The following is a 17162-nucleotide window of genomic DNA, read 5'->3' as shown; positions in this document are numbered from 1 at the left end:
GATACCTGTCACAGGATCCGGTCACCGGATCCGGTCACGGGATCCGGCCTCACCGGACCGGAATCACCGGCCGCCCGGCTCCGGCCCGGATATCTCCGTACCGGACGAGGCGGGTGCCTCCGGATCGGTCGGGTCCGGTACGGGGAGCGGCAGCCCCTCGATGGCGGCGGCCATCACCTCGGGGAAGAGGTCCGGGGTGCAGGCGAAGGCCGGGACACCGAGCGCGGCCAGCGCCGCCGCGTGGGCGCGGTCGTAGGCGGGGGCGCCCTCGTCGGAGAGCGCGAGAAGGGCCACGAACCGCACGCCCGAGGCCCGCATCGCCGCGACCCGCCTCAGCATCCCGTCCCGTATCCCTCCCTCGTACAGGTCGCTGATCAGGACGACGACGGTGTCCGCCGGACGGGTGATCCGGGACTGGCAGTAGGCCAGCGCGCGGTCGATGTCGGTGCCGCCGCCGAGCCGGGTGCCGAAGAGCACGTCCACCGGGTCGTCCAGCTGGTCGGTGAGGTCGGCCACGGCCGTGTCGAAGACGACCAGCCGGGTGGAGAGGGAGCGCATGGAGGCGAGCACCGCCGCGAACACCGAGGCGTGCACCACGGACGCGGCCATCGAGCCGGACTGGTCGACGCAGAGCACCACGTCCTTGCGGACCGACCTGGCCGCCCGGGCGTGCCCGACCAGCCGCTCGGGCACCACGGTGCCGTACTCGGGGAGGTAGCTGCCGAGGTTGGCCCGGATGGTGCGGTTCCAGTCGATGTCCCGGTGGCGCGGGCGGCTGGTGCGCGCACCTCGGTCCAGCGCCCCGCCGACCGCGGCCCGGGTGCGGGCCGCCACCCGCCGCTCCAGGTCCTCCACCACCCGGCGGACCACGGACCGCGCGGTCTCCCGCACCGTCTCGGGCATCGCCTTGGCCAGCGAGAGCAGGGTGCCGACCAGATGGACGTCCGGCTCCACCGCCTCCAGTGTCTCCGGTTCCAGCAGCAGATCGGCCAGACCGAGCCGGTCGATCGCGTCCCGCTGCATCAGCTGGACGACCGGGGTGGGGAAGTAGCGGCGGATGTCGCCGAGCCAGCGGGCGACCGAGGGCGCCGAGGCGCCGAGCCCCGCCGTACGCTCGCCCCGCCCCGGCCCGCGCCGCGCTCCGGCGCCGCCGCGCTCCTCCGCCCCGTACAGCGCGGTCAGGGCATCGTCCATGGCCGCGTCGGCCCCGCCCAGGGCCCGTCCGGTGCCGTCGCCCTCGCCTGGGCCGAGCACCATCCGCCAGCGCCGCAGCCGCTCGTCCTCACTCATCGCCCCGCCCACACGGTGTCCGTTCCCTGTTGGCCGGCTCCTTGCCCTGACGGGGCCCCGAGCAGCAAGCGCAGCACCGGCAGTACGGCGTCGGCGCGCTCCCCGTCCAGCCCCGGCCCGAAGCCCGGCGTAACCGGCAGGGCGGCGCCACGGCCCGGCCGCCGACCGGCCGGGCCCCGGCGGACCAGCTCGCCGATGGACCGCCGCACCGCCGGTTCGTACGCGGAGAAGGTGCGCCGCAGCAACGGCAGCACATCGGTGAACGCCTCGGCCGGCACCGTGCTCAGCCAGCCGTCGACCAGGTTGAGCAGCCGCTCGTCATGGACCAGCAGCAGTCCACCGCCGGCCCCGTCCGCCCCGCCGCCGGTGAACCCCTCGATCCAGGCGGCCGCGGCGGCGGGCGGCGCCCCGGCCGACAGGGCCCGTGCCATCAGCCGGGCGGCCTCCTCCTCGTCCAGCCTCCCGTCGTCGAAGAGCAGCCGGGCCGCCCGCCCGCGCACCACCCCCGACACCGTCTCCCGGCCCGCGAGCCGCCCCAGCGTCTCCGCCCACCGCCCGAGCAGCCCCCGCCCCGCACTCACGTCCACGCCCGCGCCCGCGCCCGCGTTCGTGTCCGCGTCTATAGCCACGTCCGCATCCGGCAGCAGCCGTATCGCGGTGTGTACGGCGTCGAGATGGCCGCGCATCTCCGCCGCGGCGTCCGCGTCCAGGCCGGTGCAGGCGGGTGGGAGCAGGACCCGGATCCGCTCGGCCAGCCCGACGGCGACTTCGGCGAGGGTAGCGGTGTCCGTACCGCGCACATCCCCGTACCGCAGCGAGCGGGCCAGCGCGGGCAGGGCCTGCGCCAGATGGGCGACGTCCGCGTCGAGCGCGGCGCGGTCGGACAGGGCCCGCATCACCACCGGCAGCGCCTCCGCCAGGCCCGCCGCCAGACAGCTCTCGGCGAGTGCGGTGACCTCGGCGAGCGTGGTCGCCGAGACCGCCCGGGCCTCGGCCTTGGCGGTCGCCGAGCCGTGCACCGTGGTGCCCCACACACCGGCCTCGGCCACCCGGATGTGCAGCTCCGGCTCCCAGCGCAGCCGCCAGGGCTCGCGGAAGGTGCCGGTGCCGGAGCGGCCGGCCACCGGCTCCCCCCAGGGGACGGCGAGCAGCCGGAGCCGGTGGAGCAGCCGGCTGCGTGCCGCGTCGGTCTCCTTGCGCAGATCGAGGTCGAGGGCGCGCTCGTCCGGCTCGGGCCTCAGCCGCAGGGTGCGCTGGAGCCGGGTCAGATCCCGCTGCAGCGGGACGGCGGGCGCTCCCTCGGGGACCTGCCCCATGACGTCCCCGACCACCAGCCGGTCCTCGACCAGCCGGAGCGGGACGTCGGAGCCGCCGCACATCGCCGCCCGGACCGCGTCGGTGGTCTCGGCCAGCCCGGCGAGCGGCCGCCCGCGCAGGGCGGCGAGCGTCTCGGCGAGCCGGACGGCCTCGATCACCTGGGCGGGAGAGGCGGCGTGGTCCTCCTCCCGCAGCAGCCCGGCGACCCGGGTCAGCCAGCGCTCGACCGGGCGGTCCGGGGCCGCGAAGAGATGGGCGTACCAGCCGGGCGAGTCGACGCCCGCGCCGTAGCCGGTGTGCCGGGCGAGCCGGCGGTGGGTCCAGGGCACCCAGGTGGCTTCCGTACGCACCTTGGGGAGCCCCTTGAGCAGGGCCCGGTCGGCGGTGGCGGTGGTCCGGGCGGTGAGGGCGGGCACATGCCACGCCCCGCAGACCACCGCCACCACGTCGCCGTACTCCCGGCGCGCCGCGCGGAGCCGGAGCCGCATATGGGCCTCCCGTACCGCCTCGCGCCGGGCCTCGGCCGTCCCCGGCTCCCCTTCCTCCGAGGCGTCCTGGCGGAGTGCGGCCATGGCTTCGGCGAGGCGCTCGAAGACGGCGAGCGGATCGCGCGGGGCGGTATCCGGTGGGCCGTTGGCCCCGGGCCCGGCGGCCGCCCGGTGCTCCACCACGTCCTCCCACCAGCGCTCGGCGTCCTCGTACCCCCCGGCCGCGGCGAGCGCGGCGAGCGGGTCGCGGCGCAGCCCCGCCCGCCGGGCCCGGTCGGCCGCGGCCTCGGGATCGTCTCCGTGCCCGCCGCCGCCCGAGTCCCCGCCGCCTCCGCCTCCGTCTCCGCCTTCCGCGTCCCCGTCGGTCCAGGAGGGGTCCTGGGCCATGGCGAGCGAGTGGGCGGCGGGCAGGTCGAAGAACCGCACGGCGGAGCCGCGTTCGAGCGCCCAGCGCAGGGCCACCCACTCCGGGGAGAACTCCGCCATCGGCCAGAACGCGGCCCGGCCGGGGTCGTCCACGGTGTGCGCGAGCAGCGCGACCGGTGGCCGCATCCGCGGGTCGGCGGCGAGCGGCAGCAGCGCGTCCGCCTCGGGCGGGCCCTCGATCAGTACGGCGGCCGGTGCGGCGGCGTCCAGGGCGGCCCAGACGGCGCGGGCCGAGCCGGGGCCGTGGTGGCGCACCCCCAGCAGCAGCGGGCCGGCCGTCATCGCGTCACCTCCCGGCAGGCGCGGTAGAAGTCCTGCCAGCCGTCCCGTTCGCGGACGACGGTCTCCAGGTACTCCTGCCAGACGATCCGGTCGGCGGCCGGGTCCCGGACGACCGCGCCGAGGATGCCCGCGGCCACGTCCCCGGGCCGCAGCAGCCCGTCCCCGAAGTGCGCGGCGAGGGCGAGTCCGCCGGTGACCACGGAGATCGCCTCCGCCGTGGAGAGCGTGCCCGAGGGGGACTTGACCTTGGTCCGGCCGTCGGTGGTGAGCCCGGAGCGCAGCTCCCGGAAGACGGTGACGACCCGTCGGATCTCGTCGCCGCCGTCCGGCGCGGTGGGCAGTCCGAGGGACCGCCCTATCTGGTCGACGCGGCGCGAGACGATGTCGATCTCGTCCTCGGGGGTGGCCGGCAGCGGCAGGACCACCGTGTTGAAGCGGCGGCGCAGGGCGCTGGAGAGTTCGTTGACCCCGCGGTCGCGGTCGTTGGCGGTGGCGATGAGGTTGAAGCCCCGTACCGCCTGGACCTCCTGGCCGAGCTCCGGGATGGGCAGGGTCTTCTCGGACAGGATGGTGATCAGACTGTCCTGGACGTCGGCGGAAATGCGGGTGAGCTCCTCCACCCGGGCGGTCCTGCCCTCGGCCATGGCGCGCATCACCGGACTGGCGACGAGGGCGTCGGCGCTGGGGCCGTCGGCGAGGAGGCGGGCGTAGTTCCAGCCGTAGCGGATGGCCTCCTCGGGTGTGCCGGCGGTGCCCTGCACCAGCAGCGTGGAGTCCCCGCTGACGGCGGCGGCGAGGTGCTCGGAGACCCAGGTCTTGGCGGTGCCGGGCACGCCGAGGAGCAGCAGGGCCCGATCGGTGGCCAGCGTGGCGATCGCGACCTCGATGATCCGGCGCGGCCCCACGTACTTCGGGGTGATGAGGGTGCCGTCGGGCAGGGTGCCGCCGAGCAGATAGGTGGCGACGCCCCACGGGGAGAGCTGCCAGCGCGGCGGTCGGGGCCGGTCGTCGGCGGCCCGCAGCGCGCCCAGTTCACGGGCGAAGGCGTACTCCGCGTGCGGCCGGAGCACCCCGGCGGCCGCTCGCTCCGCGGCTACGGCGACGCCTGCGTCCGCATCCGGGTCTGCGGGTGTGGCTTCGGCTGTGGTCGGGGTCGGGGTCGGGGCTGTGGTGGCGCCGGTGGTCTCGGGCACGGTCGGGTCCCCCTCCGGATCGTGTGCGATCGGCTACGGGTTCCACCGTGCACCACGCCACTGACAATCGGGGGTTCGGGCGCCGGGACAACGCTCAGGGGACCGCGCCCGGCGGCTCCCTGACGGCGACGGGCGCCCCTGGCTGAGCCGGAGGGCGCCGGTGCGGAGCGCGAGGAGCGGAAAGGCTCAGCTGGCGATCGGCGAGACGGCGACGCAGCCGCCGGCCGCGGCGTACCCGCTGCCCGACTCCTCGGCGATCGCCTTGCCCTTGTAGATGATCTTGCAGGTCACCTTGCCGTCGCCGGCCACGTCCAGCGCGTTCGGGGCGACGGACGGCGGCTCGACACCGCGCAGCTTCACCGTCTTCTTCCACGGCAGCGCCGGGTTCTCGACGGTCTCCAGCTTGGGGTCCATCGCCGACTTGCCGCCGCCCGCGTTGAACTCGATCGACTTGATCTTCTCGCCGGTCACCTCGTAGGTGACCTCGTACTCCTCGTTCACCGCCTTGTCCACAGCCTTGTCGACCTCCTTGGTGACCTCCTTCTCGGTCTGCTCGGCGATCGCGGAGCAGGCACCGAGGCCGAGGACGAGGCCACCCGTGACGAGCACGGAGGCGACAGAGCGGCTGATGCGGTTCATCGGAACGGGACCCCCCGGAGGTGTGAACATGGCAAACGCAGAGAACAGTAAAGATGTCGTAAAGTCAACTTGTTACCCACCGCCCCCCGACGGGTCCCCAACAGCCCCTCAGCCGCACGAAATCCGCTGCTCCAAGCGATTGTCAGTGGGGGGTCGTACGGTCGTTCGCATGGACCAACAGGGGGTGCACGGGGCGGCCGAGGCCGCGGACCGGCGGGCCGCGCGGCGGGCGGCCCGGATCAGCGCGGGTGTCGAGGAGTTGGAGCAGCGCCTGGCGGATCTGCTCCGCGCCGGGCTGGCGACGGCCGACCGCACCGGGTACGGCCTCTGGGAGGAGACCGCGGCGCGGATGGTGGACGCGCAGGCGCCCGGGCTCGCCACCCGGGTCCGCGAGTTGGGCGCGATACCGGGCTCGGGCTCCGGGTGGCCGGCCCGGTTGCTGGAGGAGTGCGCACTGACCCATCTGCTGGGCCGGGCGTGGACCCGGATCGACGCCCTTCCGGAGCCGCTGGCATCGGCGGTGCGGACGAGGGTGGGGCTGACGGCGCCCGCCGACGGCCCCGCACGGCGCGACCACTGGTCGGTGCTGGCGCAGTACGACACCTCCGACGGCAAGCTGACCACCCGTCGGATATGGCTGCACGGGCGGCGGACCGGGCGTACGGCGCTGGTGCTCTCCTACGGTGCGGCGGGCCGCGCGCCCGCGCTCGCCCTGCCGGTGGGCGCGGTGGTGGACGCGGAGCTGATCGCACGTCCCGGGGCGGGCGGGCTCAGGATGGAGCTCGGCGAGCGATTCGCCGACCCGGCGCGCGACAAAGGTCCGGCCCCCGGCGAAGGCCCCTCTCCCGGCGTGGACCCGACCCCCGGAGCGGGCCCACCGCCCGGTGGCGGCGTCACCGAGGCCCTGGCCGCCTATGGGTCGGCGCTCCGGGAGGACCCCTGGCTGGACACCCGGCCGGTCACGCTGGCCGCGGTCATACCCCTACCGGACGGCCGGGGCGGCTGGCAGCTGGCCGAGGCGGACGGTTCGGCGGCTCTGCCCCTCTCCCCGGCCGCGCTGGGCAGGCCCGGGCTGTGGCGGCTGGCGGCGGTGTCCGGGGGCCGGCCGGTGACCGTCTTCGGCGAGTGCGGCCACCGGGGCCTCACCCCGCTGGCCGTGTGGTCGGCGTACGGCGACGGGGCCCGCGCGACCGCCGAGGGTGCCGCCGTCGCCACCGCCCCGCCCCTGGTCGCACTCGTCTGACGCCAGGCGTGGGCGCGGAGCCGGGCCCGAGAACGAAGGCCCGGGGCAGATGCTTTGAACAGAGACCCGGAACAGAGACCCGGGACAGTGGCCCTGAACAGAGACCCGGGACAGAGGATCCCGACGACCAAGAATCCCGACGACCAAGGACTTCGACGGACCAGGACGAAGGGGGACCCGGATGACGACGCCGAGCCCGAGCACGCCCACCGACTGGGAGGAGCTGGTCACCGCGGCCCTGCTGGGCACCGACCGCCGCATACCCCGGCGCGTTCACACCGGGAGCCCCGGTCAGCCCCGACTGCCCGGCCCGGCGACCGGGCCCGCCGCCCTGCTGGACGAGGCCGCGGTGCACACCGTACGGCGCCGGGCGGGTCTGCGGCCCGCTCCCCTCGCCGCGGCCCTGCTCGAACCGGCCCCGCACGACCCCAGGCCCGAACCGCCCGAGGCCGCCTGCCGCCGGCTGGCCTCGCTGCTCGCCGACCGAACCGCTTCCGGTACGGCGGCTGGTGGGCGGCGCGGCTCGGCGCCCGACCTCACCGAGCTGCTGCCGCAGTGGCTGGCGGCGGCCCGCGCCCATGGCTACCGGGCCCCGGCACCGCTGCTGCCCGCGCTGCTCGACGCGGCCCGAGCGCGGACGGATCTGCGCCCCGCGGCCCTGGCGTTCGCCGGGCCCCTCGGACTGTGGCTGGCCCGGCTCAACCCCGACTGGCGGTTCGCGCTGCGCGGCACCCCGGGAGGGGACCCGCTGACCGGGAGCGGCAGCCGAAAGGACGTACGGCAACTCTGGCAGGAGGGCCTGTTCGCCGAGCGGGTCGCCCTGCTGACCGCGGTCCGCACCCGTGACCCGGCCGAAGGGCTGGCGCTGCTCGTTTCGACCTGGCCGACCGAGCGGGCCGAGGACCGGCTGATGTTCCTGGACTCGCTGCGCACCGGTCTGTCCGGCACCGACGAGCCGTTCCTGGAGCAGGCTCTCGCCGACCGGAGCCGCAATGTCCGCGCCACGGCCGCCGAGTTGCTCTCCGCGCTGCCGCGTTCCGCGTTCGCCGCCCGGATGGCCGAGCGGTCGGCGAGCTGTGTGGGCCCCGACCGTACGGGCGGCACGGGCGCGGCGGTCGCCGTCGAGGCGCCCCACGAGTGCGACGCCGGAATGCAGCGGGACGGGGTGGTCCCGGCACCGCCGGCGGGACGCGGCGCACGGGCCTGGTGGCTGGGCCAGTTGGTGGAGGCGACGCCCCTGGGGGCGTGGTCCGGGCGGTTCGGCGGGCGGAGCGCCGAGGAGATCGTCGCCCTCGATGTGGCGGACGACTGGCGGGACGAGCTGCACGCGGCCTGGTGCCGGGCGGCGGTACGCCAGCGGGACGCGGAGTGGGCCCGCGCCCTGCTGGGCTCCCCGTCCGCTCCCCTGGCGACCGGACCCGGCACCTCCTCGCTCGCCGAGCGCTCCCGGCTGCTGTGCGTACTGCCCGGGGGCGAACGCGCCGCGTGGGTGGCCGGGTTCGTCTCGGCGCACGGCCTGTCCGACGCGTTCCAGCTCCTGGGGACCTGCGCCGTTCCCTGGGCCGCGCCGCTGGGCCGCGCGGTGGTGGACGCCCTGGACATCGCCCGGGACGCGGGCAGTTACCCCTGGAGCTTCAGCGGGGTGATGGGCCTGGCCGAGCGCTGCCTCGACCCGGCGGAGGCCGAGCGGCTGGAGGTCCTCACCGGCCGCTCGGACGACCCGGAGGACGCCGCCCCGGGAGCGGGCGACTACTGGGCGGAGGCCTTCCAACGCCTGGTCGCCACCCTGCGGCTCCGCGCCCTGATGCGAGCCGAACTCACCCCGGGCTCCGCGGAGGCGGTGCGTCCCGCGGCGGCGACCGGACAGACCGGACCGGGCGGCCCCGGAGGGGCCGAGAACAGTGGCCCCAGCCCCGCGCAGCCGGCAGGCCCCGTCCCTACGCCTCCGCCGAGACCCGGACGTTGGCGTTGACCCACTCCACGATGGAGGTGGTCGTCGCCCCCGGGGTGAAGATCGCGGCGACGCCCTTCTCCTTCAGCGGGGCGATGTCGTCCTCCGGGATGATGCCGCCGCCGAAGACCTTGATGTCCTCCGCCTCGCGCTCCTTCAGCAGGTCGAGCACCTTGGCGAACAGCGTGTTGTGGGCGCCCGAGAGGATCGACAGCCCGATGGCGTCGGCGTCCTCCTGGATCGCGGTGTCCACGATCTGCTCCGGCGTCTGGTGCAGCCCCGTGTAGATGACCTCCATACCGGCGTCCCTGAGCGCCCGCGCGATCACCTTCGCGCCGCGATCGTGGCCGTCGAGACCCGGCTTGGCCACCACCACGCGGATCGGACCGGTCACACCCATCACTGCCTCCAGCTGCGTCCCCCGCGCCTGGTGCCCCGGGGAGGTGAACGAACGTTATCTACAGCATCCCGCACCCGGTCGTTTCGCGACCGCCGGGGAGGGGGAAATCACACGTGGGACATGTTCGTCGCGGATCGCCGCCAAGAACGGGCCACCGCCGGGCGGGCGATCACCAGGAAGCCGCAGTGAGGAAGCCGTGGCGCCGCGCCGCAGGCCGCGCGGCGCGCGCCACGGCAGGCAGACCACCGGCCACGGCAGACAGCCACGGCACGGCAAGCAGACACCCCGGCCACGGCAGGCAGGCAGGCAGGCAGGCAGCCGCAGACACGGCCGGGCAAGCAGTTCGCCGCCAAGCGCACCGCTCGCGGCCCGGGAAGCAGCTCGTCGCCAAGCGCACCGCTCGCCGCCAGGCACCGCAGTTCGCCGCCACGGCAGCCCGTCGACCCTCCGCCTCGGCTCCCCCTTCCTCGGAGGTCGGCCCATGCATCCGCTCCTCGCTCTCCCCTTTCGGCCCCTCACCCTCCGACTCCCCCTCCAACTGTCCGCCGCGCTCGTTCGGGCCACCGCGCTGGACGCCGCGCTCCTCGCCGGCCACCTCCTCCTCTACCCGGCGGGCATCTACCCGGCGGGCACCGTGGGCGGACGCCGCCGGGCGCCGGCCCGTACCGCCGGGGCGGAGCCACCGGCCGTACTGCTGCACGGGCTGGTGGACAACCGCTCCGTCTTCGTGATGCTGCGCCGCACCCTGAGCCGGCGGGGCCGTCGGCTGGAGTGCCTCAACTACTCGCTGCTGACCTGCGACATCCGTACGGCCGCCGAACTCCTCGGCCGCCATGTGGAAGAGGTGTGCGCCCGCAGCGGACACGCCCGGATCGATCTGGTCGGCCACAGCCTGGGCGGGTTGATCGCCCGGTACTACGTGCAGCGGCTCGGCGGCGACCGCCGGGTGCGCACCCTGGTCACGCTCGGCACCCCGCACTCCGGCACCGCCGCCGTGCCGCCCGCCGGACTGCACCCGCTGGTCCGCCAGCTGCGGCCCGGCTCCTCGGTGCTGCGGGAGCTGGCGGGTCCCGCACCGGGCTGCCGTACCCGCTTCGTCGGCTTCTGGAGCGATCTGGACGCGCTGATGTCACCGGTCGAGACGGCCAGGATCGACCACCCCGACCTCCGGGCGGAGAACGTCCGGGTCACCGGGATCGGTCATCTGGCACTGCTGTTCCATCCGGCCGTCGCCGCGGCGGTCCATGAGGCACTGTCCGCGACCCCCGACGGGCACTCCGGCGGAACGTCTGATTCCGCCGCCGTCGCCTAGCCGTCACCCCAGAGATTCGAACGACTGTCGAACGTACGGCCAAGGCTGCGTCCGCCCTCCGCCGAAAGACGGCCGAATGCCCGTTTCCCTCCGGGTCGAAACCCCGCGGAAGATTGTCGCTCGCGCATACCGCCGGGTACAGTCGCGCCCACTGCTTTCCCCTCTGGGGCCCCCTTCGTGGGGCCGTCCCGGAACTGGTCCTGCTGCCGAGGCGAGAGAGACGTTGGTGAACGACCAGCACCCCCACGCCGGGTACCTCGGGGACGGCGCCTATGCGCCGACCACCCACGAGACCGGCAGCTTCACCGCCAGCGGCTTCCACCCCGGCCATGACCAGAGCGCCGGCCAGGACCAGACCGCCGGGTACGACCACGGCTCCGGTTACGCCGACGCCGGATACGCCACCGGCTCGTTCACCCCCGGTGCCTTCGCCGCCGACCCGCTCTTCGGCGACTACCCCGGAACCGCCGAGCAGACGCACGCCGCCTACACTGCGACCCTTCCCGAGGGCGGGGGCGTCTTCCCCCAGGACCTCCAGGACCCCGGCACCGCCGCGTACCCGATGCCCGGCTACGAGGGCTCGGCGGCCGACGGCCACCACAGCGGCCAGTACGACACCACCCAGTGGGCGGCCGCCGCCGGATACGGCGAGTACCCCGAGTACACCGGCCAGTGGTCCGCCACCACCTGGGCCGACGCCGCCACCCAGACCATGCAGACGGCCACCCTGGCCGGCCCGGAGGCCCCCGCCCCGCAGCCGCCGGCCCCGGTCTACGAGGCCACCGCCCAGTGGGACGCCTCCGGCTATGACACCGGCGCCTACTCCACCGCCGCCTGGCAGTACGCGGCCGCGCCCACCGAGACGTTCACCGTCCCGGAGCAGTACGACTACGCGGCGGCGGACCAGCCCCTTGAGGACCAGCAGGACGCCGAGCCCGTGCAGGACGCGGCGGGCGACGCCGACGAGTCGGACGGGGCCGAAGCCCCGGAGCAGGACCAGGGGCAGGAGCAGGTGCATGAGCTCGCCGCGGTGGTCCCGCGGCCGGCGCGGCGCGGCTCCCAGGGCGGTGCCCGCGGCCGGCGCCGTACCCCCGCCAAGCGGTCCGCGCTACTGACCGTCGCCGTGCCCTCGGCCTGCGTCATGGGCGTCGCCGGTATCGCGGCCGCCTCGGTCACCGACCTGACCGGCGAGGCCACCAAGCCGAAGACCGACGACAAGGCCGTGACCGCCGCCGACATCCCGACCGTGCAGCCGGTGGTCGCCAACCGCCAGCTCGACACCCAGCTGGAGGCGTTCAGCGCGGACGCCCGGGACTTCGGCGACCGGGCCAGCCGCACCCAGGAGCGCATCGACCTCAAGGTCCGCCAGGAGGCCGACCGCAAGAAGCGCATCGAGGAGGCCGCCCGGCGCGAGGCCCTGCGCCCCAAGTTCGCGCTGCCGGTGGCGCTGCACCAGCTCAGTGCCCGCTACGGCCAGGCCGGCGTCAACTGGATGTCGCTGCACACCGGGATCGACTTCCCGGTGCAGTACGGCACCCCGGTGATGGCCGCCACCGACGGCACCGTGCGCACCCAGTGGAACAGCGCCTACGGCAACATGGTCATCGTGACCGCCCCCGACGGCACCGAGACCTGGTACTGCCACCTCAGCAGCGCCAAGATCCGCTCCGGCTCGGTCAAGGCCGGCGAGACCATCGCGTACTCCGGCAACTCCGGCAACTCCACCGGCCCGCACCTGCACTTCGAGGTGCGCCCCGGCGGCGGCTCCGCCATCGACCCGCTGCCCTGGCTGCTCAGCCACGGTCTCAACCCGACCGGCTGACCTCGCGGAAAGCGCACGAGTCTCCACCCGACCGGCTGACCGACGCACCCCGCTGACGTCACACGAAGGGGTCCGAACTCCTCCCGGAGCCGGACCCCTTCACCGTATCCGCACGACTCCCGCCGGTGCTACAGCTTTTCGACCGGGGCGTACCGCAGCAGCAGCCGCTTGGGCTTCTCGTCCCCGAAGTCGATGGTCGCCTGGGCGTCTCCGCCCGCTCCGGTCACCGCCAGCACCGTGCCCAGGCCGAACTGGTCGTGGGTGACCCGGTCGCCGACCGAGAGGGCGATCACCGGCTTCTCCGACGTACGCCGGGTGGCGAAGCCGGACGGGCCCGCGCTGCGTGAACGCGAGGAGGAGAGCGAGGAGGCGATCCCGGAGACCGGACCGGCCGGTGCCGCCTTCGCCCCGGTGCGCTTCCACTCCAGATACGCGCCGGGGATCTCCTCCAGGAAGCGGGAGGGCGGGTTGTACGAGGGCTGGCCCCAGGCGCTGCGCATGGTGGAGCGGGTGAGGTAGAGCCGCTCACGGGCGCGGGTGATGCCCACGTACGCCAGGCGCCGCTCCTCCTCCAGCTCCTTGGTCTGGCCCAGCGCCCGCATATGCGGGAAGACGCCGTCCTCCAGACCGGTGAGGAACACCACCGGGAACTCCAGGCCCTTGGCGGTGTGCAGGGTCATCAGCGTGATGACGCCGGAGCCCTCCTCGTCCTCGTCCGGGATCTGGTCGGAGTCGGCGACCAGCGCCACCTGCTCCAGGAACTCGGCCAGGGTGCCGGGGTTGTCCCCCTGCCGGTCCTGCTCGAACTCCAGAGCCACGGCGGCGAGTTCCTGGAGGTTCTCGATCCGGGTCTCGTCCTGCGGGTCGGTGGAGGCCTGGAGCTCGGCGAGGTACCCGGTGCGCTCCAGTACGGCTTCCAGCACCACGGCCGGGCCCGCGCCGGACTCGACGACCGTGCGCAGCTCGTCCATCAGGGTGTTGAACCGCTTGACCGCGTTGGCCGAGCGGGCGGCCATCCCATAGGCCTCGTCCACCCGGCGCAGCGCCTGCGGGAAGGTGATCTTCTCGCGGAGCGCGAGGGCGTCGACCATCGCCTCGGCGCGCTCGCCGATGCCGCGCTTGGGGGTGTTGAGGATACGGCGCAGCGGGACGTTGTCCTCGGGGTTGGCGAGCACGCGCAGATAGGCGAGGACGTCCCGGACCTCCTTGCGCTCGTAGAACCGGACGCCGCCGACGACCTTGTAGGGCAGCCCGACCCGGATGAGGATCTCCTCGAAGACACGGGACTGGGCGTTGGTGCGGTAGAACACCGCGACGTCCCCGGCCTTGGCGTCACCGGCGTCGGTGAGCCGGTCGATCTCGTCGGCGACGAACTGGGCCTCGTCGTGCTCGGTGTCGGCGACATACCCGGTGATCTGGGCACCGGCGCCCGCGTTGGTCCACAGGTTCTTCGGGCGGCGGCTCTCGTTGCGCTCGATGACCGCGTTGGCGGCGGAGAGGATGGTCTGCGTGGAGCGGTAGTTCTGCTCCAGCAGGATGGTGGTGGCGTCCGGGTAGTCCTCCTCGAACTGGAGGATGTTACGGATGGTGGCCCCGCGGAAGGCGTAGATCGACTGGTCGGCGTCGCCCACCACGCACAGCTCGGCCGGGGCCAGGTCCTCGTAGCCGGTGCCGACCAGCTCGCGCACCAGGGTGTACTGGGCGTGGTTGGTGTCCTGGTACTCGTCCACCAGCACATGCCGGAAGCGGCGCCGGTAGTGCTCGGCCACGTCCGGGAAGGCCTGGAGCAGATGGACGGTGGTCATGATGATGTCGTCAAAGTCGAGCGCGTTGGCCTCGCGCAGCCGGGACTGGTACATCCGGTACGCCTCGGCCAGCGTCTTCTCAAAGCCGTCAGCCGCCTGGTCGGCAAAGGACTCCTCGTCGATCAGCTCGTTCTTCAGGTTGGAGACCTTGGCGCTGAAGGACTTCGGCGGGAACTTCTTGGGGTCGAGATCCAGATCACGGCAGACCAGCGCCATCAGCCGCTTGGAGTCGGCGGCGTCGTAGATCGAGAACGAGGAGGTGAAGCCCAGCTTCTTGGACTCCCGGCGCAGGATCCGGACACAGGCGCTGTGGAAGGTCATCACCCACATCGCGTTGGCGCGCGGGCCGACGAGCTGCTCGACGCGCTCCTTCATCTCCCCGGCGGCCTTGTTGGTGAAGGTGATCGCCAGTATCTGGCCGGGATGGACATGCCGGGTGCCCAGCAGATGCGCGATCCGGTGGGTGAGCACCCGGGTCTTGCCGGAGCCGGCACCGGCCACGATGAGCAGGGGGGAGCCGGTGTGCACCACGGCGGCGCCCTGCTGCTCGTTCAGCCCGTCCAGCAGCGCGGCGGGGTCCACGGCGGTATGCCGGCTCTCCCGGGGCGGGGGCACGTCGAAGCGGTCCCCGAAGAGGTCATGCGGGACCTCCTCGGCGCCCGGACCGTGGTCACCGTGGTCGTCGAGGTCCTCGGGCGGGGGCGGTTCCTCGGCCGTACGGTCACCGGCCTTACGGTCGCCGAGTCCCGCCAGGAAGCTGTCGTCAAAGAGGCTGCTCATCGCCTATCGAGTTTAGGACGCCCCACTGACAGCCGGGGCCGAACGGCCGGTCCCACCGTATGGACTCGGCCACCCCGCGCCTCAGGACGCCCTCGCCGCGCACCGGTGGCTCACTCTGCGTACCGGATCCGTACCGGCCCGCAGACATCGCGCCAAGGTCACGGAAATGTATCGGGCAAATCGAACATCATCCTTCACAGCACCACCACACGTTGGCTAGCGTGCTCGCCCAAGCGGCCCGTCCCGCATCGGCGAACCACGCCGGTCGGGTCGCCACCGCCGTCTCCGTGCTGCCCTGCAGCGGCACGGCACCGGGTCCCACGACGTACGACCGAGGTGAATCGGCCCGCGACCGCTCCCCCGGCGGCGGGCCGTAGGGCACCTTCCGTTCCGCCCGAACCTGCACCGGCCGCCCAGGGCCGACCCGGTAGGCGGTCCATGGAAGGAGATGCCGGCCTTGGCGTCGCATCGCAAGCCGCGCTCACGCACCCTGCCCGTCCTGCACAGTTCGTCCCCCGCCGCCGTCGGGGTCACCACGGCCGCCGCCCTCGCTTCGGTGGCCTTTATCTCCTCGCAGAGCGCCACCGCCGCCCCCGCCCCGCCCACCGGGCGCACACCCACCGCCGGAGCGCCCTCCCCCGAGGAGGTCAGCGCCAAGGTGGACGACCTCTACCGGCAGGCCGGCAGCGGCGACACCGGCCGGACGGCGGCGGCACGGTCCGGGGTCACCGCGGTCGGGACGGCGCCGGCCGAGCGCCCGACCGAGCGCACCTCCGACCGCGTCGCCGACCTCATCGACGCCCCGCCGCCGCGCGCGGAGGACCGGCTGCCGGACGCCTGGATGGAGACGGTGCGGACCGAGGCGGTACGGAGCGAGGCGGGGTGCGAGGAGGAGGACCGTACGGGCGGGGTGGCCGTGGAGACCGCCCCGCGGGTGGTCAAGGAGCGCAGCCAGTCACGGCTGGCCCAGGCCCGGCTGCTGCTGGTACGGGCCGCCGCCGAGCGGACGCCCGCCACCGGGATACCCACCACGGGGATACCCGTGGAGCCTCGTTCCACCGCCATCCCCGCGGCCGCACGGCACCTGTCGGTGGTCCCGCCCCGTCCGACGGCCCCTCCCCGGCCCGTACTGCCGCCCTCGCTGGTAACGACCCCGGTGACCGCTCCCAGCGCCGATGCCACCGGCTCGCTGAGCACCGAGGCGGCCAGGGTGGTCGCCTTCGCCGAGGCCCAGTTGGGGAAGCCGTATGTGCCGGGGGCGGCGGGCCCGAGCTCGTATGACTGCTCCGGGCTGGTGCGTGCCGCGTGGAAGGCGGCGGGTGTCGAACTGCCCCGGGACGCCGGGGCGCAGGCGCTGGCCGGTACGCCGGTCGCGATGGGGCAGATGCGCGCCGGTGACCTGGTGTTCTTCCACGGCGGCGGTTCCGGTGAGGGCGGGCATGTCGGCATCTACAAGGGCGACGGGATGATGATCCACGCCCCCGGGCCGGGTGCCGGGGTGCGCGAGGAGTCCGTCTTCTCGATGCCGATCCACGGCAGCGTCCGGCCCGCCTGAGGCCCAAGGGCCCGCCTGAGGCCCGCGGGCCCGGCGCCGTCAGGTCCAGAGGGTGGCGATGAGGATGTTCGCCAGGGTGAGCCCGCCGACGGCGCCGAACTGGGCCTTGTCCGCCTTCTCCTCGTCGCGCTTGACGTAGACCAGACCGAGGATGACGACCAGGATCGCCAGCTTCACGCCGATCTTGATGTTGTTCACGGTCTGGTCGTCGGCCTGGTCGAGCCCGACCAGCACCATGCCGGTGAGCAGCATGGTCAGCGCGCCGTGCAGCATGGCCGGGCTGAACCGGGCGGTGCCCGCGCTCATCGCCTTCATCTGGGTGAGGAAGCCGCCGAGGAGCGCCGCGATACCGATGATGTGCAGGGCGACGAAGACATTGATGAGGACGTCCATGGCCCGGAGCCTAGACGGGGCTCCCGGGCCCTCCGCCGCCCGGGGGCGGGCCCGCGGCTCGCGCGGGAGCTCCTCACCGAGGGATCCGCCTCGGGGCCGTTCCGGTCCGTTCCCGTCCGGCATCCGGTCGCACCGGATCACCGAGGCGCCAACGGCGGCCAGTTGCGGTCATTCCCCGTCCGGCGCGTGACTCGGGCGCCTAGCGTCCCTGCCACGTCCAGGAAGGGAAGTGACCGCCGCCGTGGCAGCACGCCAGCACCAGGAAC

At 74.1% G+C, this 17162-nt stretch carries 11 protein-coding genes and 1 pseudogene; 5 read left to right on the top strand and 7 right to left on the bottom strand.

Annotated features, from left to right (window positions below):
* Positions 1-63 precede the first annotated feature (63 nt).
* The 4 genes from ABZ945_RS02690 to ABZ945_RS02675 all read right to left on the bottom strand — a co-directional run bounded on the left by ABZ945_RS02690 (position 64) and on the right by ABZ945_RS02675 (position 5635).
* Positions 64-1290 carry a VWA domain-containing protein gene (locus ABZ945_RS02690; RefSeq protein ID WP_361262643.1) on the bottom strand — a complete coding sequence of 409 codons (1227 nt, stop codon included), beginning with the start codon at positions 1288-1290 and terminating at the stop codon, positions 64-66.
* Positions 1287-3803: a DUF5682 family protein gene (locus ABZ945_RS02685; protein ID WP_361262640.1), complete on the bottom strand. Its 2517-nt coding sequence runs from the start codon at positions 3801-3803 to the stop codon at positions 1287-1289. The genes ABZ945_RS02690 and ABZ945_RS02685 overlap by 4 nt, the downstream gene beginning before the upstream one ends.
* A complete protein-coding gene (locus tag ABZ945_RS02680) occupies positions 3800-4996 on the bottom strand; it encodes an AAA family ATPase (RefSeq protein WP_361262637.1) in 1197 nt (398 codons plus the stop codon). The genes ABZ945_RS02685 and ABZ945_RS02680 overlap by 4 nt, the downstream gene beginning before the upstream one ends.
* A gap of 186 nt (positions 4997-5182) precedes the next feature.
* A complete protein-coding gene (locus tag ABZ945_RS02675) occupies positions 5183-5635 on the bottom strand; it encodes an MmpS family transport accessory protein (protein ID WP_361262634.1) in 453 nt (150 codons plus the stop codon).
* Positions 5636-5834: 199 nt separating this feature from the next.
* Between ABZ945_RS02675 and ABZ945_RS02670 the strand changes: the two are divergent.
* Positions 5835-6878: pseudogene (locus ABZ945_RS02670) on the top strand (SWIM zinc finger family protein); the annotation flags it as partial.
* 181 nt (positions 6879-7059) lie between these two features.
* Positions 7060-8850, top strand: coding sequence for a DUF5691 domain-containing protein (locus ABZ945_RS02665; RefSeq protein WP_361262632.1), 1791 nt, complete (start codon positions 7060-7062; stop codon positions 8848-8850).
* Here ABZ945_RS02665 and ABZ945_RS02660 read toward each other — a convergent pair.
* Positions 8816-9229, bottom strand: a complete 414-nt coding sequence (locus tag ABZ945_RS02660; protein ID WP_248632440.1) for a cobalamin B12-binding domain-containing protein — start codon at positions 9227-9229, stop codon at positions 8816-8818. The genes ABZ945_RS02665 and ABZ945_RS02660 overlap by 35 nt on opposite strands.
* A 481-nt stretch (positions 9230-9710) precedes the next feature.
* Here ABZ945_RS02660 and ABZ945_RS02655 point away from each other — a divergent pair, with 481 nt between their 5' ends.
* Complete coding sequence (locus ABZ945_RS02655; RefSeq protein ID WP_361262627.1) at positions 9711-10541, top strand: alpha/beta fold hydrolase; 831 nt, start codon at positions 9711-9713, stop codon at positions 10539-10541.
* A 226-nt stretch (positions 10542-10767) separates the two neighbouring features.
* Complete coding sequence (locus tag ABZ945_RS02650; RefSeq protein ID WP_361262624.1) at positions 10768-12363, top strand: M23 family metallopeptidase; 1596 nt, start codon at positions 10768-10770, stop codon at positions 12361-12363.
* Between the two features lie 128 nt (positions 12364-12491).
* Here ABZ945_RS02650 and pcrA read toward each other — a convergent pair whose 3' ends face one another.
* Positions 12492-14948 (bottom strand): DNA helicase PcrA, encoded by a 2457-nt coding sequence (pcrA, locus tag ABZ945_RS02645; protein WP_361262620.1) that lies wholly within the window; start codon positions 14946-14948, stop codon positions 12492-12494.
* A 448-nt stretch (positions 14949-15396) separates the two neighbouring features.
* Between pcrA and ABZ945_RS02640 the strand changes: the two genes are divergently transcribed.
* A complete protein-coding gene (locus ABZ945_RS02640) occupies positions 15397-16503 on the top strand; it encodes an NlpC/P60 family protein (protein WP_361262617.1) in 1107 nt (368 codons plus the stop codon).
* 39 nt (positions 16504-16542) lie between these two features.
* Here ABZ945_RS02640 and ABZ945_RS02635 read toward each other — a convergent pair whose 3' ends face one another.
* Positions 16543-16896: a hypothetical protein gene (locus ABZ945_RS02635; RefSeq protein WP_361262614.1), complete on the bottom strand. Its 354-nt coding sequence runs from the start codon at positions 16894-16896 to the stop codon at positions 16543-16545.
* Between the last annotated feature and the right edge of the window lie 266 nt (positions 16897-17162).

It is taken from the genome of Streptomyces sp. NPDC046887 (assembly GCF_040644755.1).
GTDB classification, from domain to species: Bacteria; Actinomycetota; Actinomycetes; order Streptomycetales; family Streptomycetaceae; genus Streptomyces; species Streptomyces lichenis.
Note: the sequence above shows the minus strand (reverse complement) of the source record. Positions and strands in the feature narration are given on the sequence as shown.